At 59.2% G+C, this 26,134-nt stretch carries 25 protein-coding genes and 1 pseudogene; 6 read left to right on the plus strand and 20 right to left on the minus strand.

From position 1 onward, the window contains the following. Positions 1-48: 48 nt before the first annotated feature. Positions 49-1,026: a hypothetical protein gene (locus I5L79_RS15735; RefSeq protein WP_196956024.1), complete on the minus strand. Its 978-nt coding sequence runs from the start codon at positions 1,024-1,026 to the stop codon at positions 49-51. Between I5L79_RS15735 and I5L79_RS15740 the strand changes: the two genes are divergently transcribed. Beyond that, positions 1,010-1,243 (plus strand): hypothetical protein, encoded by a 234-nt coding sequence (locus tag I5L79_RS15740; RefSeq protein ID WP_196956025.1) that lies wholly within the window; start codon positions 1,010-1,012, stop codon positions 1,241-1,243. The genes I5L79_RS15735 and I5L79_RS15740 overlap by 17 nt on opposite strands. Before the next feature lie 219 nt (positions 1,244-1,462). Here I5L79_RS15740 and I5L79_RS23885 read toward each other — a convergent pair. Further along, a pseudogene (locus tag I5L79_RS23885) lies at positions 1,463-1,705 on the minus strand (DUF7828 domain-containing protein); the annotation flags it as partial. Between the two features lie 193 nt (positions 1,706-1,898). Between I5L79_RS23885 and I5L79_RS15745 the strand changes: the two are divergent. Beyond that, positions 1,899-2,651: a hypothetical protein gene (locus tag I5L79_RS15745; RefSeq protein WP_196956026.1), complete on the plus strand. Its 753-nt coding sequence runs from the start codon at positions 1,899-1,901 to the stop codon at positions 2,649-2,651. Between the two features lie 143 nt (positions 2,652-2,794). On the opposite strand, the gene I5L79_RS15750 is transcribed toward I5L79_RS15745, so the two are convergent. The 13 genes from I5L79_RS15750 to I5L79_RS15810 all read right to left on the minus strand — a co-directional run bounded on the left by I5L79_RS15750 (position 2,795) and on the right by I5L79_RS15810 (position 13,011). Then, positions 2,795-3,223 (minus strand): hypothetical protein, encoded by a 429-nt coding sequence (locus I5L79_RS15750; RefSeq protein WP_196956027.1) that lies wholly within the window; start codon positions 3,221-3,223, stop codon positions 2,795-2,797. Positions 3,224-3,237: 14 nt separating this feature from the next. Then, positions 3,238-3,933 (minus strand): hypothetical protein, encoded by a 696-nt coding sequence (locus I5L79_RS15755; protein ID WP_196956028.1) that lies wholly within the window; start codon positions 3,931-3,933, stop codon positions 3,238-3,240. Positions 3,934-4,154: 221 nt separating this feature from the next. Next, on the minus strand, positions 4,155-4,880 hold the full coding sequence (locus I5L79_RS15760; RefSeq protein WP_196956029.1) for a GNAT family N-acetyltransferase: 726 nt from the start codon (positions 4,878-4,880) through the stop codon (positions 4,155-4,157). Positions 4,881-5,211: 331 nt separating this feature from the next. Further along, positions 5,212-6,222, minus strand: a complete 1,011-nt coding sequence (locus tag I5L79_RS15765; RefSeq protein ID WP_196956030.1) for a DnaB-like helicase C-terminal domain-containing protein — start codon at positions 6,220-6,222, stop codon at positions 5,212-5,214. 180 nt (positions 6,223-6,402) lie between these two features. Then, on the minus strand, positions 6,403-7,257 hold the full coding sequence (locus I5L79_RS15770) for a hypothetical protein (RefSeq protein ID WP_196956031.1): 855 nt from the start codon (positions 7,255-7,257) through the stop codon (positions 6,403-6,405). Positions 7,258-7,312: 55 nt separating this feature from the next. After that, complete coding sequence (locus I5L79_RS15775; RefSeq protein WP_196956032.1) at positions 7,313-8,290, minus strand: site-specific integrase; 978 nt, start codon at positions 8,288-8,290, stop codon at positions 7,313-7,315. Beyond that, a complete protein-coding gene (locus I5L79_RS15780; protein WP_196956033.1) occupies positions 8,287-9,246 on the minus strand; it encodes a hypothetical protein in 960 nt (319 codons plus the stop codon). Before I5L79_RS15780 ends, I5L79_RS15775 begins: the two co-directional genes overlap by 4 nt. A 138-nt stretch (positions 9,247-9,384) precedes the next feature. After that, on the minus strand, positions 9,385-9,927 hold the full coding sequence (locus I5L79_RS15785; RefSeq protein ID WP_196956034.1) for a hypothetical protein: 543 nt from the start codon (positions 9,925-9,927) through the stop codon (positions 9,385-9,387). 273 nt (positions 9,928-10,200) lie between these two features. Further along, complete coding sequence (locus I5L79_RS15790; protein ID WP_196956035.1) at positions 10,201-10,674, minus strand: hypothetical protein; 474 nt, start codon at positions 10,672-10,674, stop codon at positions 10,201-10,203. A gap of 14 nt (positions 10,675-10,688) precedes the next feature. Next, complete coding sequence (locus tag I5L79_RS15795; protein ID WP_196956036.1) at positions 10,689-11,600, minus strand: hypothetical protein; 912 nt, start codon at positions 11,598-11,600, stop codon at positions 10,689-10,691. 134 nt (positions 11,601-11,734) lie between these two features. Beyond that, entirely contained in the window at positions 11,735-12,034 is a 300-nt protein-coding gene (locus I5L79_RS15800; protein WP_196956037.1) for a hypothetical protein, read from the minus strand. Positions 12,035-12,062: 28 nt separating this feature from the next. Continuing rightward, a complete protein-coding gene (locus I5L79_RS15805) occupies positions 12,063-12,362 on the minus strand; it encodes a hypothetical protein (protein WP_196956038.1) in 300 nt (99 codons plus the stop codon). A 64-nt stretch (positions 12,363-12,426) separates the two neighbouring features. Beyond that, positions 12,427-13,011 (minus strand): hypothetical protein, encoded by a 585-nt coding sequence (locus I5L79_RS15810; RefSeq protein WP_196956039.1) that lies wholly within the window; start codon positions 13,009-13,011, stop codon positions 12,427-12,429. A 310-nt stretch (positions 13,012-13,321) separates the two neighbouring features. Between I5L79_RS15810 and I5L79_RS15815 the strand changes: the two genes are divergently transcribed. From I5L79_RS15815 to I5L79_RS15825, 3 genes are read left to right on the plus strand one after another with little or no spacing between them, the layout of a single operon-like run. Beyond that, positions 13,322-14,356, plus strand: coding sequence for an alpha/beta hydrolase (locus I5L79_RS15815; RefSeq protein WP_196956040.1), 1,035 nt, complete (start codon positions 13,322-13,324; stop codon positions 14,354-14,356). A 3-nt stretch (positions 14,357-14,359) separates the two neighbouring features. Then, the gene (locus I5L79_RS15820) at positions 14,360-14,869 is read left to right on the plus strand and encodes an RNA polymerase sigma factor (protein WP_196956041.1); all 510 of its coding nucleotides are present in this window, start codon (positions 14,360-14,362) and stop codon (positions 14,867-14,869) included. 5 nt (positions 14,870-14,874) lie between these two features. After that, entirely contained in the window at positions 14,875-15,543 is a 669-nt protein-coding gene (locus I5L79_RS15825) for a hypothetical protein (RefSeq protein WP_196956042.1), read from the plus strand. A gap of 112 nt (positions 15,544-15,655) precedes the next feature. Here I5L79_RS15825 and I5L79_RS15830 read toward each other — a convergent pair whose 3' ends face one another. The 4 genes from I5L79_RS15830 to I5L79_RS15845 all read right to left on the minus strand — a co-directional run bounded on the left by I5L79_RS15830 (position 15,656) and on the right by I5L79_RS15845 (position 21,464). Further along, the gene (locus tag I5L79_RS15830; RefSeq protein ID WP_196956043.1) at positions 15,656-17,161 is read right to left on the minus strand and encodes a Tn3 family transposase; all 1,506 of its coding nucleotides are present in this window, start codon (positions 17,159-17,161) and stop codon (positions 15,656-15,658) included. A gap of 18 nt (positions 17,162-17,179) precedes the next feature. After that, entirely contained in the window at positions 17,180-18,256 is a 1,077-nt protein-coding gene (locus tag I5L79_RS15835) for a hypothetical protein (RefSeq protein ID WP_196956044.1), read from the minus strand. Between the two features lie 203 nt (positions 18,257-18,459). Further along, on the minus strand, positions 18,460-18,708 hold the full coding sequence (locus I5L79_RS15840; protein ID WP_394368812.1) for a transposase: 249 nt from the start codon (positions 18,706-18,708) through the stop codon (positions 18,460-18,462). An 878-nt stretch (positions 18,709-19,586) separates the two neighbouring features. Continuing rightward, positions 19,587-21,464, minus strand: coding sequence for a hypothetical protein (locus I5L79_RS15845; RefSeq protein ID WP_196956046.1), 1,878 nt, complete (start codon positions 21,462-21,464; stop codon positions 19,587-19,589). A gap of 135 nt (positions 21,465-21,599) precedes the next feature. Between I5L79_RS15845 and I5L79_RS15850 the strand changes: the two genes are divergently transcribed. Next, entirely contained in the window at positions 21,600-21,752 is a 153-nt protein-coding gene (locus I5L79_RS15850) for a hypothetical protein (protein WP_196956047.1), read from the plus strand. Positions 21,753-22,589: 837 nt separating this feature from the next. Here the strand turns inward: I5L79_RS15850 and I5L79_RS15855 are convergent. Continuing rightward, entirely contained in the window at positions 22,590-25,637 is a 3,048-nt protein-coding gene (locus tag I5L79_RS15855; protein ID WP_231403144.1) for an ABC transporter permease/M1 family aminopeptidase, read from the minus strand. Between the last annotated feature and the right edge of the window lie 497 nt (positions 25,638-26,134).

The following is a 26,134-nucleotide window of genomic DNA, read 5'->3' on the forward strand; positions in this document are numbered from 1 at the left end:
TGGTAGTCACCATAGAGGGGAAGGAGGGAAGTAGACCGGTAGGCACGGCTACCAGCCCGCAGGAGCATCTACCCAGCGGGCCGGCAGGTCAGGCACCGGATCTTCACTAAGAAAACCGCCGCTGAACAGCTCGGCTTTTAAGTTCTGACAACGTACGCTCAGCTGCACATAGTTGCGCAACAGCTCCCGCAAAGGCTTCGATTTCCGCAGCCAATACGCTCTCTGCTCGTTGCTGGCTGGCGTCCAGTTGCTGAACGTGGATGGCTTGCTCGGCTTGGAGCAGCTGGCTCGTAACTTCCTGTTGTGCAACGAGGATTTCTTCTGCTGCAAGCTGCTTTTCCAGCTGTGCAAGTATTTTTTCTTCTGCTCCAGCAAGCTGCTCCTCGTCTGCCAGTCGGTGGTTAGTTGCTCGGATGCGATGAAACCGTTCTCGTCGTTGGTCCAGCTCTGTTCGTCTTCGGCCAAGCAGGCGGCTTCGTTCTCGTTCTTCTCCCAAAGCATCCGCAAGGAGTCGGCGAGCTGGGTCAGTTCGGCGCCGAGCTTCAGTACTTGCTGCTCCACCGCCTGCTGAAAGCTCCCCTGTTGCTGTTGCAATAAGTCCGCGTGTTCGCCCTGTAGCTGCGCTAACGTCTTGCTGCTTTCCTCGAAGCGCTGCTTGCTCTCGGTCAAGTCGGCTTTGCTCCTGTTCAAGTGGGTCAATAGCGCGCGCTGCTTGCTCTCGATACGCTGCCTGATCCGCGCGCTCCTCGTCTGCCTCAGCTGCTGCATCCGCTCGGTCAGCTTCTGCTTCCGCTGCGCTGTCCGCTCGCTCCTGCGCTGCGCGGACTCGGTCGAGTTCAGCCAGACAGGCGCACACGCCAGGCTCTGCCATAAAGCGTTGAAGTGCTCTAATGCCTTCTCTAAGCTCGAAGAGCTGGCACTCGTAGGACTCACTGCCTGGTGCTGGTAGCGCGTGTAGAGGGCCTGGAGCCACGCCCGCTGCTGGGGATGCATCAGCTCCAAAGGGGGGATGGTGTTCTCGCTCATGATGGTAAAGCCATTTCCGGTTGCTCACGCCATCCAGCAGCCGCTCGATCTCCCGGTCCGAGGCAGCGATAGGGATGGTTATTTCCAGGGTATTGAGCTGCATGCGCTGCAGTCCGACCAGCTTTTGGTAGTCTACGGCGTGGGTAACGTGTATCTCTACCAGCAACAAGGCCTGCCCTTGGGCATTGGCAAAGACGATATCCGGCCGGCAAATTAACTCGCGGCCGTTGGCCGGTGTATGGAGCTGGTCCTGCGCCAGGTAAAAGATGCGGCCGTCGGGGGCAGCAAAAAAGGAGCGCTCCGCCAGCACCTGGTCGGCCTCGAAGCGCTGCGGCGGGCGCAAGGTTGGTAGCCGGCCCTCGTAGCCGGGTGCCGGATGGGGGTGTACCGCTGGGGTCATCACCCAGCGCCGCTCCTGCAGCAGCCGCTTGGCCTGCTTGTGAGCATGCGATTCGTCCTGGTAATCGCAGTGCTCACCGGGCGCCCAGATACGGGCCTGGTGGCGGAAATAAGGCGTACGCTTGGGCCCCTTACAGAAGGATAGGGGCCGGCGGCAGCCCCGGCAGAAGTACTGCACTCCGCGGACCTTCCGCGCCTGGGCAACGTGCACGACCTGCCCCTGCTCGTCCATAGCAAAGACAAACCGCCGTTTGTGCAGATAAGAAGCAGTCGTAGGCATCGTAGCGGGTCTGGTTCGAATGTAGCTGTTGCATAGCAATTACTCGTTGCTTAATGGCAGCGAATTTTCGGGTATCTCAGGGTCTACTGTATTCGTAAGGGCAGCATACAGCCACCGCGTTCAGTACCTTAGGGTTCGCGTGAGGGCCGGCCACCTTAGAACCCTTTCCCGGCACGTTCGCAAAAGCTATTGCATGCACATAGTAGAACAACACTACTTGGGACTGGAGTTAAAACACCCGTCCCGTGTTTCGACGCTCAGAGAACTGGAAACATTCGTGAGCAAACCTTTGCTGGAGGCACTCGGAGATGATGATCCAGCGGCAAAACAAGTGCTTATTAAAGGCATCTGGCATTCCTTGGTGAGTCCGACGATTGAGAACCTGCTGTTCACCGAGTCGGCCCAGGAGGTCATCCGGAATATTAAAGTAGAGGAGGCCTTTGATCTGGAGATCCTACGCGTTCTCCCAGCAAAGGAAATTCTCTTCTTTAATTTTCTGCTGGGCAAAAATCGGGTAATTAAGTGTACCTGGAATAATGACTTCCTGATCGTTATCGATATTACTCGACACGAGTATAACACCGGCATCCAATGTGAATCGGCCGTAGCCTATCTAGGCGGAGGCAATAAAAACTTTACTCATGCCTTACGAGGCGCAATCCAATGCCTGATCTTCTACAAACTAACGGAGCCGGAACTCCTGCATGTTGCGGCCGGTAAGAAACAAGGTACCCGGAAGCAGGGCCATTATAACGCTACGCCTTACCCTATAACGATCGTTGATAGTACTTGGAACAAGTACATTGTCCGTACGGAAGGCTTTAGCGTTTCTGGTCACTTTCGGCTGCAACGGTACGGAACAGGCAATGCCAAGTTGAAACTGGTATGGATTAAGCCCTATCAGAAACATGGGTATGTTCGCTTGCCGAAAGCGGAGACGATATAAGTCGGCCTGCCGTACTTCTATCTTTACTACAGATACCGCATGCGAAGTAGCCGCTAAACTAGGTCCTATAGCTTCCAGGAATCTATTGCTCCTATCCCACAGACTTAACGGCACATTTTCTTCAGGCACATGGAAGCAGCTTGTTAAACAGGTTTGATCGACACAGCAACTACTTCGCTGCCAAAGCTCTCTTCCAGTAAACTATAGCCCACTTCCGTCCAATCCTCGTCTCGCACTCGTTGAAAAAGCTGTTGGCTGTCGGCTGGTATGCTCGCGGCTGCTTGATTCAACAGTACCTGAGTCTCAGGATCGGTGCCCGTGAAGTCACACATATCCTCGTAAGCTGCCTCTGTGACGGCAAGCAGGCTTTCAACTTTGAAGTATTCCAGCAGCAGGGTTGGATTGTTTTTGAGAGCTGCTAGCAGCTGCTGTTGCATCGTTACTACAGCTCTGGTTTCTGAGTTCTGCAGCAGCTTTCCTTCTTGCGTACTCCAATGATCCCTTGCAATCTGTTCTGTGATGTCATCCACGGTCACCTCAACGGTAAATACAACTTGGAAGGTCTGTTTCATTATGCTTAATGCTTCTAGTAAAAGAACAGAGAAAAGAACGCTGGAGCAATGGAATGATCAACGCCAGTGATGTAGCGACGATTGAACTGTACAGTAGCCTTGCCGGGGGCCATTGTCACAACCCGGAGCAGATTCAATTGTGAAGCTTGCTTCAACGAGCGCCGCACAAGGATAGGCTTATCCTTGCCCACTTCGGTTGAGAAGCTGACGCCTAAATCGGTGAGCGTTACTTCTAACTGGCCACCAAGACATTCTTCAACCAAAAAACCGAAAAAGCCGGTAAGGCTGCGAGAGGCCCCAGCTTTTTCCGCCTGACGGAACGCCTGCTGCCTCAGCGAGTCTGGGTTAACTACCTCTTGATTGTAGTCATCGACCAGGAATACACGCTCAGCAAGCAACGGATTCGCTTTTAGCGTATCTAGGCCCGTTGGCAGTATATTTAAGTTAATCAGCTCTAAAGAAGCTGAAGTTGAGTCGGGTAGAGAGGAGCCTTGGAGGAGTGTTGCCGTGTCAAGTAAATAGAGGCCGGTTAAGTGATCCGCCAAGAATATCCTTGGTCCACTCGGCGTTGCTTCAGCCAGTAAGACCTGGTCGCCGATAGCTTGACAGTGATATATGTTGTAACGGCGCAGCAAATCAGCCGGCATATGCGCATCGAAGTAGATGTTAATCAGGTCGGTAGAGGCGATACCAGGTGTAGTTAACGACATCGGGAAACAGTTCAGGTCGGCTTATGCACTGAGGTCTATAGATCGATCCAGCGGGTAAAAGCCGGATAAGTGACCTGATAGTAAAGGTAGTCCTCTGCTACGTGTTAGCCATTTGCACTAAGGTGTTTGGGTAAACAAAAAGTGAGGGCCACCCATCATTCGCCCATTACTACAGCTGAGCCAGCCACAGCAACCTTGGCAGGCGAAACCAACCCCCCAACCTATAGTCTATGGCCTTGGTTACGGGCAACGGCCCAGGTAGCTGTTTCTATTCGTTCCCCAAGGTCTTGTACTTCTCGCGTTAGATTGGCTATGTCGTCGGTCAGCACCTCGTCACCCAGTTGCAGTTCGACTTCCGCACCAATCAACTGTAGGCGACTCGCCAGATATGCTAGCTGCCGGCGCAGCTGACCCACTCGCTCCATGGTCGGCAACGTATTGCGGCCCTCGATCCAGGGCAAGGCATCTGCCTCCGCCGGTCGGTAGCGCAGGGTCAGTGTGTTCTCCTCTGCCTGCTCACCCAGCTCCAACGGCTCGAAGCCGGCGGCGCGGGCGGCCCGGGCGGCCGCTTCGAAGGTAGCTTGCCCGTAGTTGCGGCTGATGGTGATAAGCTGCTCGGTGCGGTCGCCCCGGCCCAGCAGGTGTGGCAGAATCACTTCGCGCAGGGCTTGGCTCATTAGTCCGCGGCCGCGCCGGTGGGGCGGCACGTATACGTGCAGATCTTTTTCCCCGTGGTCGATGACCAGGCCGACGCAGCGCTGGGCCTGGTCGCGGATCAGGTAGGCGTAATAGTTCGGCGTCAATAAATCGCTCTCATCAGGTTGGGGCGCCTGCAGCCAGATGCGGCCCCAGGAAATTGTTTCCGTCAAGGGGCGCTCCACTAGCACTTCCTGTCCATAGGCCCCATTTGCCCGGTAGATCAGCCGGGCCAGGGTTTCATCATTCATATGTGTACCCTAAAAGACTGCAATTCAGTTGCCGTACTGTACGGCGGCAAATTCCGGTGCTAGTTTGGCCCGCAAGGTAGCGCGCACTTCCTATTTAAATACTTATCCAGTAGAGTTATGCAACTCCCATTGCAAGCAAGGTAACAGTACTAGAGAAACTATTAGCGAAATAGTAGGATCTGCTTTAACGGATCAAATGTTATAGTTCACGGAACGAACGTTATAATACAATACAACACTACCATATCCAGTTTATCAGCCCTTTATAATAATGAACCTGGGTGCAACGAAGCTACAAACTTAAATCATTGGAGAGCACCTGCCGTCAGCGTTAGTTACCCCGTGGTGGAAGCTTGATTGTGTGAGGGGACGTAGGAACGTCATCGAATGGCGGCTTTGGGTCCTCTTGCCCACCGAAAGACCCCATTGAAGGGTATTCTAGCCGACTCGATCCTGTATCTGAAAATCGTCCGAACTCGGCCTTGAATTGCACCTGCACTATTTCCCGGGAACCAAAGGCATTTTTAGCCACGATGATTTCCGCTACCTCTCTCGTGGGATTGCCCATTTCATCTTCACTCTCCCCGTAATATTCATTGCGGTGCAGAAATAGAATCAGGTCCGCTTCGTACTCGATGCTACCTGAGTCCCGTAAATCTCCTAACTGAGGACGTGAAGGTGCAGGCCGGTCGCGCAATAATCGGTTCAGGTGGCTCACCACAACGATAGGCACTTTCAACTCCCGGGCCAGCGTTTTGAGCCCGCGCACCAAATAGCTGATTTCTTGCTCGCGGTTGCTGCAGAACGCCCGAACCTTTGCGGGCACCTTCAACCGGTGCAGATTGTCAATCAGAATCAAGGACACTCCTCGCCCACAGAGCTGCCGCGCCTGGGCGCGAATCTGGTTTAAGGAGGGGGCCGGTTCGTCTAGGATGTAGAGCTTATCAGCTGCTATGCGGTCCCACTGTTGCACCTTGTTTGCCAGCTCAGCAAAGGTGTAGTCGGGCAAACCGCTCAGCAGCTTTTCATACGCCACCTCTCCGAGTGCACATAAGCACTTGCGGATAATCTGCTCCTTGGAATGTTGCAAGGAGAAGAGGGCGACTTGCTCGCCAAAATACACTGCTGCCTCATTCATGCAGCTTACTAAAAAGGATGTGCAGCCCATGGAAGGAGCTGCTGCAACAACCGTCAACGTACCCGGCTGCCAGCCCCTTGTTACGCGGTCCAGCGCAGCTAGGCCGGATGGCACCCCATGCCCCTTGCCTTGGGCCGTGTACCTATCCTCCTCTAATTGAAAAAACATTGGCCCCCGGCCGGTATGGGAAGTGTTTTCCATCATGTACTACAATTTTCAGTAAAGCCCTTCGCTAGGCTGGCTCCGTGCGTGGAGTGCCTTTTCAGCTTCACACGCCGCCCAATCTTCGGTGCGTAGCACCGATTGAATATAGGCGTAATTATGGGGCAAAATGCAGATGAGCATTTTGCCTCAGCATATCTGGGGTGCGAGCGAAGTAACAAGTTACGTGGTGGCAGCCCGCTTTTTCAACTTACTGAGTAAGTGCGTACGGCTATCATACATCTTGGCTAGCTCGAATTTGACATTATCCTTAATGCTGCTGTCTCCCCCTGGTCTGCTTTCCATTTTTCTCCTGGAGAAGGAGGGGGAATAAGCCCTATCGTGGGCAAATGTCAGCAGTAGATGATCGTCTTTGACATACAGGGATTCACAATTCTTCCGTAAGCCGTCCAAGATGATCTTTTGCAAATACGGGTCATTCGTTACTGCCCGTACCTCAGCTTCCTCCCAAAAGAAATTATCCTTCCCCACCACATTCCGACTGTTTTCAAAGAACTCGAACTGTAACGAATTGATCGCTCTTAACAGCGTAGATCGATCATCCTCACGCGGTTCATATTGGGTAAAAGCATCCAGGTTCAGTTGCTCCAAGGGGTTACCAGCATCTACATACAGGTTAATTAGATTGAAAATGCGATTGAACTGCATGTAATCTAATCCGGTAGAGCCAGTGTTAGTCAGCACTAGCCGATGGCTTATATGATTAGCTAGGCTCTGGTCATATACTTCTATCTGAGCTTCTACGCTTGTTCTGCGGGTGTAACCTTCTCCACTTTGCTGCTGGGTAATCTGGTACAGCTTCATATACATGATGCGCAGTGGACAGGGGTAAAAAATATCCTTATCCAAATAGCCAGGCAGCAGCAAGAAGCCCTCATTTTTGCCCTCTACGCTCTTCACTTTGAGCACTGGTTTAAGCATCACATCGTAAAACCGCCTACTGCCATAGTGAGCTGTATACTCACCTAGCGTATCAACTTTTTCGATGGTTAAATAGTCAACTCTGTTCAGAGACATGGTTCTCGAATTTTGGCTACTAAGCAACTGATTGATTAGGCGTGCAGGTAATTGCTCACAGGCCTAAATCGTTGACAGCGTTGTGCTGGCGCACATTATCGATGCGGGTATAGCGCCGGATCATGCCCGTGGTCTTGTGCTTGGTCTGGTTCATGATTTTGGAGTCGTCCGCCCCCCCCAGCTTGGCAATGGTCACAAAGGACGCCCGCAGGGAGTGAGCGGAATACGCCGCGCCCAGGTAGCGCTGGACCAGCTCATTGATCCAGACGCCGCTCAGGCGCTTGCGGCCCAACCGCTGACCTTTGTTAAAGGACAGGAACACCGGGCCGCTGTGGCGCCCGTTGGTTTCCAGCACCTGCAGCCAGTCTTTCAGGGCGCGCACGGGGCAGGTCCGCCGGTCCGAGGAGTACACCACGGCCTTTTCCTCGGCCTGGCCCTGCTGGTTGGTTTTGCTCTCGCGCAGCGTGATCAGCAGCCCGTCGTCGTCGAAGGTCAGATCCTCTACCAGCAGCTTCACCAGCTCGTCCCGGCGGAAGGCACCAGCAAAGCCCAGCAGCAGCAGCGCCCGGTCGCGCACGCCGTCGGGCCGCTCCTGGGGAATGGCCTGCACCACCCGCTTGAAATGCGCCAGGGTAAAGGCCTGGGCCTGCTTGGGGCGCACTTTCTTTTCCAGGGCAATGCCTTTGAGCAGGTCCTTCACCGTCTCGTCGGCCGCCGGGTTCGGCAGCTTAGCCAGCCTGTGGGCCTTGCTGATGGCGGCCAGGTGTCGCTGCACCGTGGACACTTTTTTCTCGCGAGCCAGGTGCACCAGGAAGGCCCCCACGGTAGCCGGCTCCGCCGGCAGGCTTATTCGATCGTAGGCCCGGCACCAGGTTGTGAACCGCTGCCAGTCGCCGGCGTAGGCCCGCTGGGTGTTCACGGCCCCTTGCTGGCTGCGGATCAGGTAGTCAGCCGCTTCCTGGGTGAATTCGTTGACGCTGCGCGCCGGGCCGACCTGGTGCGCGGCGGCTGGCTGGGGGAATTGCGTACTCATGCTAGGGAGGGATCAGACTGGGGAAGCTCGTCCGTGAAGCGCTCCAGGAGGTTGGCCAGCAGTTCGGGTTCGGCCCGGGTAAAGTCCGGGCCGGGGTAATATTCCATCTCAGCCAGCGGGCCTAGTTCCAGGGTAATCGTCTTCTTGCGCGTATTTAGCCAGCCAGTGTAGGCGTAGCGGGTGCCCGGGACCAGGTGCACCGGCGCCGCGACAACAAACGCGCCGGCGAAGTCCGGCAGGTAGTGCGCATGCTTGCTGGGCACCGGCACTATTTCCAGGCGCAGCTGTTGCCCGGTCCGCGGGTCGGGCTTGAGGGCGGGGTCCGGTGTCCAAAGCGATTCCAACTCCGGCGCATACCGAAATCCAGTAATGGTTCGGTCATAGGCTCGTTCCGTGGTCACCAGGTGACGCGCCTCCAGACTATTGATCAGGGACCATACCTGTTGCGGGTTCTGTTGCAGCTGCGGCTGCAGGTGCGCAAAGATGGCCCGCTTGGTTTTCAGCTGAACGATCGTCCGGAGCAGGGCCAGCTCGGGCTCCGGCAGCTGCTCCCACCGCCGCAGGGCCTGGGCATTTTCCCCCAGCGGATTGCCCACGTGACCGGCGGCCAGCCGGCGCTCAAATTCCTGCCGTCGTTCCCAGCGGGCCTGACACTCGGCGCAGCGCCGGGGGGCGAACTCCTGCAGGGCCTGTTGCAGCTGGTGGCGGGAGTGCATGGCCTGCACCAGGTCGTCCCCGCAGCCCAGGCAGTTGCCCAGAAATACGCGTACGTGGGCATACTGCCGGCTCACTTTCTGCAGTTCATGGAGGGTCATGCCATGAGCCGCTGCCAGCTCGCCGACTTTGTGCACGAACGCCCCGTTGTCCAGGGACCAATAGGCTTCGACCAGGGGCCGTTGCTCGGCCGGGGCGTCATCGGCCAGCAATAAGGTAAAGTAGATGGGCTGACTCATCATTGAGGTGGAGCCTGGCGCTCCTTAGATGCCACTAGGTACGCTCGTACGACAGCAAGGCGGGCTAACGGCGAACCAGGCGGTTTCGTGTACGCTAGGGTGAAAGTGCAACAGCGCCGACAACAAGCAGCGCGCGTACCGCTACGTTGTTGCCCATTGATAGCCGCGGCGGTACGCCCACAGCACCGTATTCGGCGCAACGTCTTCCGTTAAACGATAACGCGAATAGGTGTAGAGCGCAAACAGGGCCGGCACCACCCAGACCAGTACCAGGTGCGTCACGTGGGCAGTATGCACCACGAACAAATGCAGCAGCCAGGCCGGCACGAGGCAGGCCACCAGCAGGCAGATGGTGAACGGCAGCAGCCACAGCCGGCTACCGCGCTGGCGCAGGCCGATGGCCACGCCCTTGACCAGGTAGAGCAGCGCGTAGAAGCTGTAGGCCAGCACCCCGATGCAGAGCAGCCGAGCGAAGCCGAAGCCGGGCCCGAGAAATTCCAGCTCCATGGCCAGGACCAGCCCCAGCACCAGGAAGGGCGCCAGGACCAGCACCTCGACCAGCAGGCGCAAGCCCAAACCCAGCACGGTGGCCAGGCCCTTGCCGATTGCCTGACCGTTCTGGATGGATTGGCGGATGTTCGGCGCATTGCGGCCGGCTTCGTAGCCCTCGTCGTAATCAGACATAGTATTCGGTCAGGGTAAATGGAGCGATACGAAACGAACGAATGATTAGGCCGGCAAGGTAGACAATTGGTTACGATAAGTAAACGTTATCATAACTAATGACCGGAAAAAACTACTTTTACCAATTAAACACAATTAATATTTATAGTGCAGTAATTACCTATATAAGTACAATTTATTAGAGAACTCACTGAACCATCTCGGTCTTGGCTACCTAGGCCCCTCCGCGCAAGGGTACTTAACGTAAAATCCTCCCGTTGGGAAGAGTCCACGTTAGACAAGCCGCACAAACCAGTTTCGGCCGACCCGAGCAACCAGGTTGCGGCAGTCGTTTACTTGCTGCCGGTACTGGGCAGCCCGTTGCTCACCGAGCGCTGTTGCCGGCTGGATTTGCGCCAACGTAGATTCCACCCAATCCGTTGAGGCAGCCAGCAGGCGCTCCACGTCCAAAGGTGCTACCGCTGTGGGTTCACTGGTGCGGTACTGGTGAAGGGACGGATAGGCGTGCAGCATTCTGTCCAGGGTAGTGGCGTTTTCCTTTTTGCTTACCCGATAACAGTCCCCGATTGCACGGTCACGGAAGCTCAGATACCAAATCCCCCAATAAAGGTCTCTGCAATAGCATTCACTATTTGGGTCTAATACTTCACTATCCAAATCAAAGTCACGAAGCAGCCGATAATGTGCCTGCACCAGCTCAGCCAGGGAAGTACCAGCATAAACAAACTGGCCTTTATGTTCAGACATAGTATGCAAGTGGGTTAAGGCGTAGCCACGCGGTAGCTTAGCGCGAGCTTGAATGCCGGGCCATTATTGATGTGAGGGTTCACCGGCGTGGGCTCCTGACCCAGGCCGATGTAGTCGATGGTCGCGGGCCACTGGTCGTTCTGCTCGAATACATCGAGGCGGCGGGTCACGGCGTAGGCCGCCGTGGCCCGCAGCGCCCAGTGCGAGCTGAGGTAGGTTTCCGCGAACAGGCCGTAGTGCCCTTGCTGGTACTGGAAATAGCGGTTGCTCGCCTGCAGGCGGTAGGCCGTGTTGATGCCGTTGAGGTTGAAGCCGACGGCTACCCGCGGCGAAGCCGCGTAGCTCAGGGTAAAGGTCGTGGGCAAGTCGCCAAAGGCCCGCCAGCGCCGGCCGAGTTGCCAGTCCAGACCGAGCAGCACCACATACTGGGGGCCATAGAATTGCTGCCGGTATCCCAGGGTAAGGCGGTACGCTCGGCGGGCATTGCGGCGGTAGCCGGCCCGCACCACGCCGCCCCAGGTAAGGTCGGCCGCGCGCACGTGGCGCAGGTCCGAGTTCAGCGCCGGCAGCGCCAGGGCCGTCAGCTCCAGCTGCGGCGACACGCGGTACCGGTAGCCAACCAAGGGCAACAGGCCGGTTACGCTGGCCACGGGGAAGCCAGGGCGTTCCCCGCTGAAGCGCAGGTGCTCCAGACTCAGGCCGACCAACATACTCCGGCTGCTGTCGGCCGACGCCAGCACCGGCAGTATCAGGTTGGCCCGGTACACGTCGGCACGGAAGGAGCGAGGGGCATCGCCGGCCAGCTGAAGTGGCAACACTTCATAACTCAGGCCCAGGCCTTCGGCGTAACCTTGCGCCTGGCTTGCCAGGGGCAGCAGGGAGCAAAAGGCGGCGCTCAGGCAACCCGCAAATCGAGCTACAGTCATGGAAAGATTAGACACCTTATTATAAGGAGTAGTGACGGAGGTAACGGCCCATCCCGGGCGTTTGGATTCTGAGCAAAGGTAATGGCAGCCTACCTATCTCCCAGGCGGGACCAACCCGCCTGGGAAAGCCCGCGCTAGGACTCGTCGATATAAAAAAGGTGATTCGTACCAGGCAGAAAAGCCCGGCCCGGCCGGGTCTTTACCCGAAACAGGTCAATGGCGCCGGCGCCGGCTTTTCGGGCGGCGTGGTAGAACTTCTCGTAGTCCCACCCTGCGGCGGCATCGTGCAGCACCGGGTTGTGCATGCGCACCTGGCTGTTCATGATGCGAAACGCCTGGCTTTCTTCCCACGCCGTGAGCTGGCGCAGCGGCTCAAATGTGAAGCCACGAAAGCGAAACGGCAAAGGCTGCTGTACTGGTTGGTTGCTATCCATATTTGAGAAATAAGGAAACTGGCCGGCTTTAGGCGTTGGGGTTGCGTTGCTTACGGGCCTGCATGAGGTCCTTCATCATTGCTTCGAGTTCGTTGGTACCGCTGAATAATGCCAGGTGAAAGAACGTGGGCTTCAGCCCATACAGATGCTGCATTTCCTTGAATAGGGCCTTGGCTTTGCGCGGGCCAGCCTTGAACTGGTGAGCTACATCCTCGGCAGTGATGTACTGCCCGGACGCAATGATGAGCGCGTTCTGGCTCAGACCCGTAGCCGTTGGCTGCTGGGTGGTAGCCGGGTTTAGCTTCTGGTTTTTTACACTAGATGGCATACTGAACGTGTTGGTTTACTGTTTGTTGGTATATGTAGCCTGCTGCCTGCTACTTGCGCCATAGCTAGTCTTCTGCTTGGACTACTTCCTCCTGCGGGTATTCCGGTATCCAATCGGTTGGGTCTAATATTCCGCCCAGTAGCTCCTGTACCCGGGCCTGTCCTTGCTCCTGGCCCAGGTCATCGAAATCGACAATTTCCACCTGCACCCCCGGCCGAGTCGATACCACTTCTGCCGCGCCCCCAGATACGGCAATCACTACATCGGGCTGCCGGGCCACCAGGTCGAAAGCTTCCACGGTTTCACTGCTTACCTCTACGGCCGGGTCACTGGGACGCCAGAAAATGGGCAGCGGGGAGAAATCAAGAAGCCACGTCGGCTCGACTTCTTCGGTAGCGTCCTCGCCCAGGGTATCGAGCTTTTCCAGGTAAGGCGTCACCAGCTCGCCCAGCAAGTCGGCTACGCTGTCGAGGTGGTCGATGAGAAACGCCGGGGCGGCCTGCGTCTCCAGCGTGGCGCTCAGCTGACGCAGCAATTGCTGCTGGCGGCGCACCAGGGCCAAATCGTACAGACTGCGGGCCTGAGGAACTAGCGGCGGCATTTGCTTGGCCCAGGCCGGCATGGAGGCTGGCAGGGTGTGGGGTCGCACAATAGTAGGAACGGAAAACAACGGTAGGGAAATTCAACGAGCTATTTTTAGGCTCTTTACATCAGCGGGGGCTAAAACTGCTTTAAGCCCTTTGCGGCCCGCTGTGTTAGTTGAGCGGTTGCTCAGACGTGGTTTCTCGCCGTATTGCACATTGTATTGACGAAGCGATGACCCTGCGCACTACCGCGGGTGCCGCGTCGTGGCCTAGTGTCAAGCCGCAGCCTGCTGGAAAACATTTTTTGCGGGCTGGTGTGATATAGCGACCGGGAGCGCGAACAATTAGGCAGAACACACCAACCTGCCTGCCCTTATGATGTCGTCCAAATTCGTCGCCACCTTGCTGCTGGGCTTGGGCCTTAGCACGGCTGCCCAGGCCCAGGATTTCCTGGCTTACTTCCACGGCAACCGTGACAGTCTGGTGGCCGCCGCCACCCGCATGGTGCACACCCCGCCCCCAGCGTTTACCGCCCCGCCGCCCCCCGCCGCCCTGGCACCGGCAGCCGCCTACCCACTGCGGCACCGCTACTTCAAGGCCCGCGACGGGGGGCGTTTGCACACCGCCCGGTACGGCCGCCGCTCTCCCCACACCATCCTGTTGCTGCACGGCGTGGGGGCCAGTGGTGCCGCGCTGCACGAGGCCGCCGGTCGACTGCAGCAAGCGACCGGTGCCGAAGTGTACGCCCTCGACCTGCGCGGGCATGGCCGCTCGACCGGCCGGGCCGGCGATGTGGACTACATCGGGCAGTACGCCGATGACGTAGCCGACGTGGTGGCGGCCCTCCGGCGCGACAAGCCCCAGGGCAAGCTCGTGCTGGCCGGGCACAGCATGGGCGGGGGCATTGCCCTGCGTTACGGGCAGCAGGCCGGCCCCCGGGTAGACGGCCTGCTGCTGCTGGCCCCGCTGCTGGGCCACGACTCGCCGGCCTTGGCCGCCGCGCCCCGGCCGGCCGGCCCCGCCACCGCCAGCGGCCCCGATTTCATGCGCGTGCATATCGGGCGTATCATTGGGCTGAAAATGCTGAACAGCGTGCAACTGCACCAGCACGATAGCCTGCCCGTGCTCTTCCTCAACGTCCCGCCCGCCGCGCCGCTGCGGCACTATTCGTATCGCGCCAACGCCAGCATGGCCCCCGAGCACTACGCCGCCGGCCTGCGGGCCGTGACCGGGCCCCTGCTGGTGCTGGTGGGCGGGCAGGACGAGGTGTTTGCCGCCGCGGCCCAGCGCCGGGCCGTGCAGGCACACAGCCGCGGACAGGTGGAAGTGGTGGCCGGGGCCAGCCACAACGGCCTTTGCCGCGAGGCCCGCACGTTCCAGGTGGTCCGGGAGTGGTTTGCCCGCCTGTAGCCCATGACAGCTGCCCCCACTCCGCAGCAGTTCCCGGCCTGGCTGGCGCAGCACCGCGGCATCTTGCACAAAGTAGCCCGCGCCTACTGCCGGGACGAAGACGACCGGCAGGACTTATTACAGGAAATGCTGCTGCGGCTGTGGCAGGCGCTGCCGCGCTACAACCCGGCCCAAGCGGCCGCCTCCACCTGGGTGTACCGGGTGGCGCTGAACACGGCCATCTCGTTCTACCGCCAGCACGCCGCCCGCCACGCCGCCCGCGCCCCCCTGCCCGCCGAGGTGCCTCAGCCCCCCGAGGCGGAGGCCCCCGAGCGGGAGCAGCAGCTGCGCCAGCTGGAGCAGTTCATCGACGAGTTGCGCGAGCTGGACAAGGCGCTGATGCTGCTGTACCTGGAAAGCAAGAGCCACGCTGACATTGCCGACATCCTGGGCATTTCGGTAAGCAACGTGGCCACCAAAGTGAGCCGAATCAAAGAGCACCTGCGCCAACGCTTCGCGCGCCAACCCGCCTGACGACCATGCAAAACGACGATTTTCAACACCTCTGGCAGCAAACTCAGGCCGCTGCCGATGCTCCGCTGCCCGCCCTGCCCCCGTCAGCAGCGGTCCTGCCGCCTCTGGCCCGCGTGCTGGGGCCGCTACGGCCGGCCAAGCTGGTGGGCGTGCTGCTGGGCCTGGTCTGGGTGGCCGCCGTTGACCTGCTGCTCTACCGCGTCTGGGCCGTCGCCAGCCCATTTTTCCTGACATCAGCCGCCGTGCAGGTGCTGCTGACCAAGCTGATGATGGGCCTCTATTTGTATCAACTGGTGCTTGTGCAGCGCGTCGATGCGGGGCAGTCGGTGATGACGGCGCAGCGGCGGGTGGCCCGACTGCAAGCCTCCACGCTGTGGGTGGTGCGCCTGGGCTTTCTGCAGCTGCCCGCCTGGACGACGTTCTTCTGGACCGAGGGGCTGCTACGGGCGGCTGCCCCCTGGCAACTGGCGCTGCTGCTGGGCACCACGCTGCTGTTCACCCTGGCCGCCGGCTGGCTGTTCGTCAACGTGCGCTACCAAAACCGTCACCGGCGCTGGTTCCGGCTGCTGTTCCGTGGCCCTGAGTGGGACCCACTCGTACGGGCCATGCACCTGCTCGAACAAACCGAAGATTACCCAGCGGACCCTTCGGCCAACCCCAGCCGCCAGGGCTGACGGGCAGGGAGCGCCCTGGAGCTGACATCGGAGGCTGGCGTGTTGGGACCGGGTAGTGCCCGTTGCCACCGGATACGGGGACGCACAATAATAGTAGGAACGGAAAACAACGTTAGGGAAATTCGACCAGCTGTTCCTGCCAGTTGGCCAGGTTGCGGAGCGGCCGTAGCTCGCCGGCGGCCACGCGTTCGGGCAGCGTGAAGTCGTAGCGGCCGAGCATGTTGACGTGTTCGTGCAGCAGGGGTGAGAGCCGGGCCACGTCGCCGGGTTCCGGGGCTTCTTCTGTGGCTTGGTGCTCTTCCAGGGCTTGTTGCAGATACCGGGTGTTCCACAGCACCACGGCGTTGACGACCAAGCCGAGCGCCCCCAGCTGGTCCTCCATGCCCTCGCGGTAGCGTTGGCGCAGTTCGCCCTTCTTGCCGTGAAAGACGGCCCGGGCCACGGCGTGCCGCCCCTCGCCCCGGTTGAGCTGCACCAGGATGCGCCGGCGGTAGGCCTCGTCCTGCACGTAGGCCAGCAGGTACAGCGTTTTCTCCACCCGGCCCAGTTCCGCGACGGCCCGCCCGAGGCCCGAGAGGGCACCCGCCCGCTGCAGGGTACGCATGACGGCGGTGGCTTTGACCTTGCCGAGTTTGAGCGAGCCGGCCAGGCGCAGCATGTCGTCCCAGTGCTCGGCGATGAGCCGGGCATTGACCACGTGGCGGCCCAACTCGTTGAGGGGGCCGTAATCGTCTTCCTTTTCCAACCGCCAGAAGCGCTGGTCCGCCAGGTCGGCCAGGCGGGGGCTGAAGCGGTAGCCCAGCAGCGCAAACAAGCCGAACACCACTTCGCTAAAGCCGTGCGTGTCGGTCATGATTTCGCGCGGGTCCAGGCTCGTTTGCTGTTCCAGGAGCCCGGCCAGCAAGAACAGGGAGTCGCGCAGGGTGCCGGGAATGACGATGCCGTGGAAGCCGGAGAACTGGTCGCTGGTGAAATTGTAGTAGGTGATGCCGCGCTCGGCCGCGTAGTATTTGCGGTTCCAGCCCGCGTGAATCGTGCGCACGGGCACCACGAAGCGCATGCCGTCGGCGGAAGCCACTTCCCCGCCGCCCCAGTGCTGCGCCAGGGGCAGCTGCGCCTGGGCGTCGACCAGCCGGGCGTTGGCGGCCGTGAGCGTTTCCACCCGCAGGTAGTTGTGCTGCACCCAGACCAAGTGCGGCAGTGTCAGGGCCGGCACCTCGGGCCGGGCGACGCTTTTCAGGCCAATGTTGCAGGCCTGCGCCAGCAGGACCGCGCAGAGGCTGAGCGGCAGGTCGGCCGTGGCCGGCTGGCCATCTGCCAGGTGCGTAAAGGCTCCTGTAAAGTCGGTGAAGGCCGCCACTTCCAGCAGCAGGGCCGCCAGCTCGACGGGCGGCAGGCGGGCACTCAGTTGCTGGCGCAGGCGCGTGAGGCCGGCCGATTCGGCTTGCGCGGCCAGGGGGGTGAGCACGATGTAGGGTTGCCCGTCTTCTTCCAGCACCTGCAAGGCGGTGTTGTCGGCCAGGTTCGCCCCCACTTCTTGGTAAGCGGCGCGCACCTGCTGGCGAAGGCGGTCCAATTCCACGGCCGGGTCGGTGGAGCGGTCCAGGGCGCGGGCCACGGCCTCGCGGGCGGATTCCTAGGCCTCGCCGCGCAGCAATTCGGCCCGCGGGTCCCCATACCGCTCACTCGCGGGCGCAAAGACCTCGCGACGGCGCAGGGCCTGGTGCAGTCGGTCGAGTACGCACAGGGTATATGCCTGCGGATTCACCTCGCCTTTGGCCGAAAAGACCCGCCGCGCCCAACTTTTGGGCACCACCGCACGCGGGGCCGCGGCCCACTTGGGCCGGCACCGGCCCCCGGCTTCCTGGGCTTGCAGAAAGTGCCAGGCCGCGAGCAGGGACTGGGCCGAGGGCGTTCCCTGCAGGGAAATGCCAGCCAGCAGCGCCGGCAGAAAGCGCCGGACCGAGGCGTAGCTGCCGCTGAGCACTTGCAGGGCGGGGTCCTCGTCGCTGGCCAGGTGTTGCACGACCTCGGCGGCGGCCCGCAATTGGGCTTCGCCCACGGTGTCCAGCACCTGCTGGCGCAGGGACGCGGCCGGCACCCCGTCGTCGAGCAGCAGCTGCACGGCCTGCTGCAAGACCAGCGCCGCCGCGTCCAGGTCTTTGAGCGTGCGCAGCCGCTCGCGCCGGCGGCGGGTCTCCCCGCGCAGGGCCAGCGTGGTCATCAAGTTGTCGAACAGGTCGAGCACGTCGTCGGTGGCTGTGCGCTCCAGGGTTTGCACAAACACGAGCAAGGTGGCGTGGCGGCGCTCTTCGCCCAGGCGTCCCAGCGGCTGCGCCCAGGCCAGTTGGGCGTGCCGGGCCAGGCGCGCCAACCGCGCTTCCGGCAAATCCTGGACCGGCACCGTGCTAACGCCCACCGCCCGAATCTGGTCCAGGCGCCGCAGGGCGGCCACCAGGGCCGGGGCCGACACGCGGGTGGGCGAAGTGCGCAGCACCTCCAACGGGGTCAGCCGCTCCCCGGGCGAGGCAACCAGCAGCGCATCCAACTGGTCGCGCTGCGCACCGCTGAGGCGCGCCTGCAGCTGACGGTAGAGCGACCGGCCCGTGCTCTCCCGCACCCGCGCAATGAGCCGGGCCAGCAACGAGACGCCCGGCAACACCACGGCCTTCTTATAGCAGCCGGGGGATAAATTTACTGTAAGCAATTTCAAGCCAGGTTCAAAAAGCCGTAACTTATTGGTCCTTTAGAAATTAGAGCCTGTCAATCTAATAACTCAAAAAAATGAGGTTCAGAAAGGCAGTTCAAAAACAAACAGCTCTTTGGGTTATTGGGCCTAACTTTTTGACCCACACTAGAACAGCAAATGTTTTATATTGAGCCACATGCAATATAGGATATATCCTTAGAGTAAATTTATCCCCCGGCTGCTATAAGAAGGCCATCATAGCGGGTGGCTACGCGGCGAAACTGCTTGAGGCGGCTGGTGAGCTGCTCGACAGGATGGCGCTGGGCATAGCGGACCGCGTCGTAGGCGCGTGGGTGGAGACGCTTGCGCCGGGGCGTAATTAAGGTGCATGTCCTGTGGGTGGCCAGGGCCGCGACAAGCGGGTCAGAATCATAGCCGCGGTCAGCCACGAAAAGGCCCGGGTAATACGCGACCACTGGCCTTGGTTAAAAGTTTGGTACAAAGGTTAAACGGCCGAGCTTTGAGTGGAATGGGTGCCGCTACAGGAAGCGTTCCTGTTTTACATAAAAGCACGTATCGGACCGCTGATAGTCGACTCCTTCCAGCTTGTCCGCTTAGGTAGTGCCGGACTCCGGGTGGGGTAGGGAAGAGGCCGCCGATTCAACCCGAATGAAAGCAACTGTTTAAATCTCCTTCTTCAACCAGCAGTCTTGTCGTCGAAGAAAGGGAATCGGTGTAGCTTCCGATCTAATACGCCTCTTCCTGTCTTGTATGCTGTGCACACTCACTGCGTGTATCGCCGCGGCCACACATAGTTCCGCCCCGCCGCCATCAACTTGCCATGTATTGCTCGCGAAGGGCCTGAGCGTCTACACCGCAGCAGCTAGTACGCCCGACTACGCTGCCCTACAGGACTTCGCCCGGGAGGTGGGCACGCCTTACGCCTACCGACGAGCAGGGCAGGTGGATAGCTCGACCTTTACTAACCCGGCGCTGGCCAGCCTGCTGAGGACGCCAGCTGGACACTTCAGCACCCTATGCACAGATTACAGCTCTGTAGACCATAACCAAATGCTCTGGGTCAAGCAAGGATCCAACACCGCGTTAAGCTTGGCTAGCTAGTTCGCGGACTTGAAGCGATCACTCTCACCGGCCCAGCCCTGCAGCAAGACAGCATGAAGGTATCCGATGCTTGCAATCTACCGACAGGGTCCTACTTTAACCTGCGTTAGACCTTTTGCATGAGGTAGAACGCATAAAGTGGTGGTAATCTAAAAAACGCAGGACTATACTGAATTTACCCATAGCTCACAAGAAAAAGGCCTGTGTTGATGCGGGAAGGTAGGAGACGCCCTTATCGTACTATGTTGAACCGACCTATATACTCCCGTGACATCTGCCCCGGCGTTATGTTTTCGAGCCAAAAAGTATAAGGCCCAGCTGGCAAGTTTGGAATCCAATCGTTTTTATAGTCCCGGTTATCATAGGTAATGCCATTGCCGAATTGAAATGGAATTGTCAGGCGCCACTTACCGTCCCTGAGGTTATTGAAAACCAATTTGTCGTCGATGCCATCGCCGTTAGGTGTAATAATAGATGCGTCCAATGACACGTCTTCGTATTCAGTTTCCACCCAGACCTGGTTGCCCACGGCTGAAAGTTCGCTCATTGCGCGTGGTGATAATCGCATAGTAATGCCAGCCTTCTTATCTTCAGTTGAAACTGGGCCAATGATGTAAACACGCACCATGCCTCCGTTAGCAACATTGCGCACATACAAAATTGATCCACTTGGTGCTGTTGCATGGCGTCCGCTGTATATTTCTGGCGGGGTAGGTTCATCCACTAAGGCCGCCAGTTCAAGAGGCGGTAATCCCACCAGGCCTGTCCCATTCATACCCGAAGGCAGAGGGCTTCCTGGCCTATTGCTGGCGGGCACCGATAACCCGTTGTTTCCGCCTTGTGGCTGCGGGCGTTGTATAGCTCCTTGCTGTGAGGCAATAGTTTCTGCAATCTGTTTAGTTAACGCAGCATCGGTGCCCGTGTAGGTAAGCACGATGGCTGGGAAAATAGTGGCTTTGTTGGCGGCAGCGCTCATCCCCCAGCTTACAACCCATTTGTCATGGAACAGACCCATCGCGTTCATACCCGGCACCTTTGCAACGGCGCGCATAAGTGTCGATTGGTCTGATGCCATGGGTATTGATGTGCCAAATTGTGGTGGGTTATTGGGGTCTGAACCTATACCCACGAAGGAAGCATTGCGATTGAGGCGCGAGGGGTCAAACTGAAGTTTGCCGTCTGGGTCCCTAAAATATGCATTCTTTAATGAGGCACACGACGGATCGCTGGGCGACATACAGTAGGGATCGCCCGTCGCTGGCGAAGTATCCAATGGTTGATTCGTATAATTCAAATAGGCGTCCTGCACCAATACCATCCCCCCACCTTTTATAAAGCCATCGCGTATGTCGTCGGCATCACCGCCACTTGCTGCGATGGCAAAGCCCCCAATGGAGCCGGCTAAAACTGCTTTCTTGGTAGCATCAACAGGCATTGCGCCTACACCTTGCATGCTGTTGCTGGTTAGGCCCGCAATAATACCCGCGCGCAAAGCGAGTTCCGCGTTGCCACCAGTTGCTTTGTAAGTCTGCCACGATGCATAAGCGGCTGCTCCGGCAGGCCCGCCGTACGCACTTGCAGCTGTAGCCCCTGCCGTGTTCAACCAACCGCTTTGCTGCGTAGCTAGAAAAGCAGCCTCCTCCTGTTTCGTTAGTGGATCGAGGGCAACATGAAACATGGCGTCCAAAATTTTACCCTCACGAAGTCTATTTTCTGCATCACTCAGGGTTTCAACAGTGCCGCTAACGTTGCGCTCCACGTACATGCCCACTGCTTCCCCCAAGTCGATTGTATGGTGCCCCACCCTGCCAGTCTCAGCAACTATGTCCTTGCCCGCTTTGCCTGCAGTTCTGGTTGCGTCTTGAAGCCCATTTTCAACCGTTCTAGTTGCGACGGCTGCGGCTTGACCTGTTGCTCTTCCTACTTGGTTGATGGCAACGCCAGCTGTGTTTTTGACGTCACGCACCCCTTTCTCTACAGTTTTACCTATATTCTTTCCCCCTCTCTTAAGCTCTCTAACGACATTGTTAACAAACTGCGCTTGCACCGGGCAGCTGTTTATAATAACTAACCCGATCAAAGGAATAGTAATTCGCCAGTGGTTTTTCATAGTGGAATTAGCATGATATTACATACTGAAAGCCGCTCAAAATGAGTTATAAATCCAAATTAAGCAATGACTTTGTACATAAATATTAGCACTTTGCTCTGTTGATTAATCCTGAATCAATAGCTAGAGCGTGTTATGAACTTTCCAGCCAATGAAGGCACATTCTTCGCCTGTTTTTGCAGCTATGGAATGATTCAACAGGCCAACCTGTCGGCGAAAGTGCCACAGCGGGTTTCCTTTGGCGTTAGCCGTTTGGCCGATGCCGCAATTTTTCCTTTAAGTGCATAACACGCTCTAGGTGGATGGAGGCGTGTAGAAACCTGTATGCTCGCACGGGGAAGCGGTCGTTTCAGACGTTCTGAGCACCACTACTGGAACCGGTTGCGGCTCGGTAGCGACTTGGCGCCGAACGGAGGCGCGCGCGCCCGCGCGAGTAGCCTGCCTAAATTGGATTTTAGACGTACTAGCCAGAGGTAATCACGGCAAGTTCCAGCTAATTTTCGTCCCTTATCATAATTGAAGGTACAGGACTGGCCTTGGAATATGTGCAGTTTATCACCACATGGGCGCTAACCTGAATTTGTAGGACTTAGGCAGGAAAGATATCATCGTTCTTCAGCTGACAGAGCAGATACAGTAATACCCCCTTACTGGTCAGCGACAGGATGGCATGTAAACGACTTAATTCGTATAATATGTGCAGCTCATTGAACCCGTAATGCTCTCCTACTTTCCGATCCCATGCCCAGCTAGGGTAGGTGCACTCCTAGGTTAATTCATCCGAGTCAAAGACCTGGCGAAAGTCGTCGCTGCCAGGGTATACACAGTAGCCGGAATATGGTAATACACGGCTGTTCCCGCCAGCAAGTCGGCTGCTGACACCTTATCTCACTCAACCTGGTCGTAGTCGATTTCCTCCCCTACGAACGTTGTCGGCTCGAATAACTGCAATAGCAACGCGACTACCGCTGCTGGATCTCCTTTGGAGAGCACATACCGCAAGCCCTCGTAGGTTTTGTTAAATCCTTCGGAGATCACGGCAACCGACTGGTAGGTAAAAGAGGCGGGGGCGCCGCCAAGGAGGAAAACTTCAGTAGATCAGCGAGCCAACACTGCTTCAGAATATCAGGGCTTTACATCTACTGTATTATTCCCCAGTTCTAGGTCAATGAGCAACATGCGTGGGTCGATGCCGGCCAGGACCGGCTTGCGCGGCACCGTCACAGTGATTCGTTGCGGGCCGGATTGGAGGTGATGCTTCCGCACATAAATCGGCGAGCTCAGCCGGTCGTGGCCTTCCTTGGCAGCAGCATATACTCCCACTTCGACCCAGTCGTTGGTCGGTACCTCGGTTTCGACGCCCGCATGGTCGTACACCCGCTTGCGGGCCTGCACGTCGAGTGTTACCCGCCAAGTGCCTGCGCCGGCAGGGGTGGCTACAACCCGCTCCGTCTTCAGGTTCCAGTAGGTATTCACTTCGAACAGGTCGTGGAGCAAGTACTGCAGCGAGTCGGGCGTCGCGGCCTGCAACTCTCGGTACAAATCGTGCGTCGTCGCCGGGGGCGCTCCAGCCGAATTGTGCTGCGCAATCAGGCGCCGTAAAGCCCCGTTCACCCGGTCCGTACCGATGTACTCGCTCAGGGCGTAGAACGCAAAGGGTCCCCGACGGTATGCCAGGTACGGGTCGAGCGCCTGCAGCAAGGATTCGCCGCGACGAATCGGTTGGAACGGGTAAGGCTGCCGCATGAACGCCAGCAACTGCCGCAGCTGGTCCGTTCCGCGCGAGGCTCGCACTACCTGCAGGGCGCTGTACCAAGCAAAACTCTCACTCAGCAAGGGCGCGCCCTCGGCAAAGGCGTAGCAGGGCTGAAACTGGTGGCCCATCTCGTGGGCCATCACCGCGTAGGGCTGGTCTAGGTCCCGCTCTTCGTCCTGCGGCTTCCAGAAGGGAAAACCCTGCCCGTGCCAAATCATGCCGGCCTCGGCATGCAGCGATGAGCCGGGACGCTCGGGGTGCTCGATGATACTCAGGTGTCGATACGGGTAGGCCCCGAACTGCCGGCTGTTGTAGTCCAGCGATGCCTGCACGCTGCGCAGGGTGCGGGCCAGGTGCGCAGTGTGTGCCGGGTGGTGAAAGATGCGGATGGCTACGTCGTGCCACTGGCCTTTGTACACCGCGTATTGGGCGGAGAAGAAGGCCCACTCGCCCCCAATGGGGGCCGAAGTTACGTAGTGGAAATAGCGGCGTTTCCCCTGGGTCCAGGTCCGGCGCAGGGCTCCCGGCGCCACTGCTACCTGATCCGCGTCCGTCCCCACGACGGCTTCGAAGGCGGTCCCGCCGCCACTCGCCGCGGACTCGCCGCTTTCCGGGTCGTCGAGCGATGGAACGACCGGGCGCGGCGCGAGTCCATACGCCCGCCGGTCGGCCGCGCCCACCAATTCCCGACTCGGCTGATAGCCGACCATGGGAAACCAGGCCGCACTAGTGAAGGCGCTGCCATTGGCTACCACCGAGGAAATAATGCCCCGGTTGGTAAACCCCTGCGGCGCGGCTCTCATTTCGAAGTCGAGTTGCAGCGTGTCGCCGGGCGGCAGCGGGCGCGCCAACGTGTACAGTCGGTAACCGTACGCGTCGTCGCGGACGGCCAGCGTGGCCTGGCGGTCGAAGCGCAGCGCCCGGGTGTCCACGCCGGTCGTGCCCGTGGCCACGTGGATGGAGTCGATAGGATAGGTGCTACTGTTCACCAAGCGGTAGGAGCCGCGCACTTCCACTGCTAGCCGTGCCGGATAGATTTCCACGCGCAAGGTGGTGGCCACTAGCCGCGGTTGCGGGCGGTGCTCGTAGCGGCGGTAGCGTCGCTCGTACTCGGCGCGCCGGGCCGTGGTTTCAGTAGCAGAACGGTACGGGTTCAGCACGTTCGTGTTGTAGAAGATGAAGCCCCCAATCGCCAGCACGAGCCCCACGGCTGCGGCCGCCACCCATGAGGTGGAATGCGTGAGCCGTCGGCGCGCCATCTGCATGCGCGCGACGAGGCCGGCTTCCCGGCTGCGTACCCAGAGCAGCCGCGCCCCCACGGCGAGCAGTAACGCCCACGCGGTCCAGTAGAGCTTGAACCACAGCCATGGACCCAGCGACGCCCCAAAGCCTTGCATAGGGGTGTAGGACCAGTTCGGGCCAGCCCCGTAGACGAGTAGGTGGTGCTCAATGTCCAGCATCGTGGCCAGCACGGCAATGAACGCGTAGGCCAGCATCGTCACCAGGTGTCCGAGGTACTTCTGGTGCACCAGCACGTGTACCACCAAGGCGAGCAGGGCAAAGAGCAGGTATTCGGGCAACTGCAGCCCAAACAGCACTTTCACGTATAACCCGGGCTCAAAGTCCTGATAACCCAGCACCAGCTGGGCCACCATGCCGGCCGCCATCTGAAGCGCCGTGAAGACGACGAGCATCAGGCCGAGCCCCGCGAACTTGCCCAGCAGCGGGGCCCAATCCGACCCGGGCAAGGTGTCGGTCAGCTCGCCCAGCCGGGCGTCGCGCTCCCGCCAGATCAGCTCGCCGGCGAAAAATATGAGGAGCAGCGGGACAATCACCCACCGGCTCAGCTCGGCCGACAGCGGGGCGGTTAGTTCGCTCAGCACACGGGTGGTCGTGGGGGCCAGCGGGGTACCCATGGCTTCCATTTGGTCGACCACAATGGCTACCGTCAGCATCGGCACGACCAGCAGCAGCGCCAGGCCGGCCCCGCTCGTGGCCATCGTGCGGAAAGAGGTGCCGGCGATAGCTAGCGCCTGCCGCGCATGGAAGGCGAGACCAAACGTGCGGGCAAACAGCGGAATGACGATGGGCTCGTCCCGCAGCACGTCGCTGTCCACTTCCGCTGGAGCGGGCGCCGGGCGCCGGCGCAGCGGGCGCCACCACCACATGCGCTCCTGGCGATGGGCAAAGCCGAAGCGCAGATAGCTGAGGGCGAGGGTTATCAGGCCGACTCCCAGCCAGAGCAGACGGTTCAGGAGGACATTGCCCTCTAGGGCCAGCAGGCGATATTTCCGCTCGGTCGTCGTCCATAGATGCGCCAAATCTTCTACGACGAAGTTGATGCCGACTGGGTCCAGCAGCATCCCCAGCCGCTCCAGGAACACGAAGCGCACGAAGGTGGAAACGAACCAGCCCATGAAGACGAGCAAGAGGCTGCCCAGATAGGCGGCCATCGGCCGGCCGCTGCGCAGCGCCAGCGCGAACTGTAGGGCCGTGCCAACGAAGGCGTTCGGCAGCGCGATGAAGGCATAGGCCGTCAGGTAGGCCGCCGGCCGGAAAGGTGCCACGGCGGCGGCATTCATGTCGGGCGAATAGACCGCTAGCAGGACGCCCGCTGGCACGGCGAGCAACACCAGCGAATTGAGTAACAGCGCAGCCAGAAATCGTCCTCCAAGGTAGTCAGCTTTGCGAATGGGGGCGGTATAGGTCAGCGGATACATGCCGGTGGCCACGTCCCGCGCCCCCGCTTCGCCGGCGATGACCGGGGCCAGCACCAGCCAAAATAAGGTCCCGATGACCGTGGTCGTCGCGATGGCAAACGGCGAATTGACAAAAAAGTCTTCGTAGAGCGCGTCGGCCAGGGCGGAGTCCCGCGTCGTCAGGAAATTGAAGGCAAGCAGGATACCGAAGGCCA

This window comes from Hymenobacter guriensis (assembly GCF_015773195.1).
In the GTDB taxonomy this organism is placed as follows: Bacteria; Bacteroidota; Bacteroidia; order Cytophagales; family Hymenobacteraceae; genus Hymenobacter; species Hymenobacter guriensis.

Coding starts and splice junctions, on each gene's coding strand:
- I5L79_RS15740 (WP_196956025.1), top strand. CDS start 1,010: ATGGTGTTCTCGCTCATGATGGTAAAGCCATTTCCGGTTGCTCACGCC.
- I5L79_RS15735 (WP_196956024.1), bottom strand. CDS start 1,026: ATGAGCGAGAACACCATCCCCCCTTTGGAGCTGATGCATCCCCAGCAG.
- I5L79_RS15745 (WP_196956026.1), top strand. CDS start 1,899: ATGCACATAGTAGAACAACACTACTTGGGACTGGAGTTAAAACACCCG.
- I5L79_RS15750 (WP_196956027.1), bottom strand. CDS start 3,223: ATGAAACAGACCTTCCAAGTTGTATTTACCGTTGAGGTGACCGTGGAT.
- I5L79_RS15755 (WP_196956028.1), bottom strand. CDS start 3,933: ATGTCGTTAACTACACCTGGTATCGCCTCTACCGACCTGATTAACATC.
- I5L79_RS15760 (WP_196956029.1), bottom strand. CDS start 4,880: ATGAATGATGAAACCCTGGCCCGGCTGATCTACCGGGCAAATGGGGCC.
- I5L79_RS15765 (WP_196956030.1), bottom strand. CDS start 6,222: ATGATGGAAAACACTTCCCATACCGGCCGGGGGCCAATGTTTTTTCAA.
- I5L79_RS15770 (WP_196956031.1), bottom strand. CDS start 7,257: ATGTCTCTGAACAGAGTTGACTATTTAACCATCGAAAAAGTTGATACG.
- I5L79_RS15775 (WP_196956032.1), bottom strand. CDS start 8,290: ATGAGTACGCAATTCCCCCAGCCAGCCGCCGCGCACCAGGTCGGCCCG.
- I5L79_RS15780 (WP_196956033.1), bottom strand. CDS start 9,246: ATGATGAGTCAGCCCATCTACTTTACCTTATTGCTGGCCGATGACGCC.
- I5L79_RS15785 (WP_196956034.1), bottom strand. CDS start 9,927: ATGTCTGATTACGACGAGGGCTACGAAGCCGGCCGCAATGCGCCGAAC.
- I5L79_RS15790 (WP_196956035.1), bottom strand. CDS start 10,674: ATGTCTGAACATAAAGGCCAGTTTGTTTATGCTGGTACTTCCCTGGCT.
- I5L79_RS15795 (WP_196956036.1), bottom strand. CDS start 11,600: ATGACTGTAGCTCGATTTGCGGGTTGCCTGAGCGCCGCCTTTTGCTCC.
- I5L79_RS15800 (WP_196956037.1), bottom strand. CDS start 12,034: ATGGATAGCAACCAACCAGTACAGCAGCCTTTGCCGTTTCGCTTTCGT.
- I5L79_RS15805 (WP_196956038.1), bottom strand. CDS start 12,362: ATGCCATCTAGTGTAAAAAACCAGAAGCTAAACCCGGCTACCACCCAG.
- I5L79_RS15815 (WP_196956040.1), top strand. CDS start 13,322: ATGATGTCGTCCAAATTCGTCGCCACCTTGCTGCTGGGCTTGGGCCTT.
- I5L79_RS15820 (WP_196956041.1), top strand. CDS start 14,360: ATGACAGCTGCCCCCACTCCGCAGCAGTTCCCGGCCTGGCTGGCGCAG.
- I5L79_RS15825 (WP_196956042.1), top strand. CDS start 14,875: ATGCAAAACGACGATTTTCAACACCTCTGGCAGCAAACTCAGGCCGCT.
- I5L79_RS15845 (WP_196956046.1), bottom strand. CDS start 21,464: ATGAAAAACCACTGGCGAATTACTATTCCTTTGATCGGGTTAGTTATT.
- I5L79_RS15850 (WP_196956047.1), top strand. CDS start 21,600: ATGAACTTTCCAGCCAATGAAGGCACATTCTTCGCCTGTTTTTGCAGC.
- I5L79_RS15855 (WP_231403144.1), bottom strand. CDS start 25,637: ATGGGCTGGTTCGTTTCCACCTTCGTGCGCTTCGTGTTCCTGGAGCGG.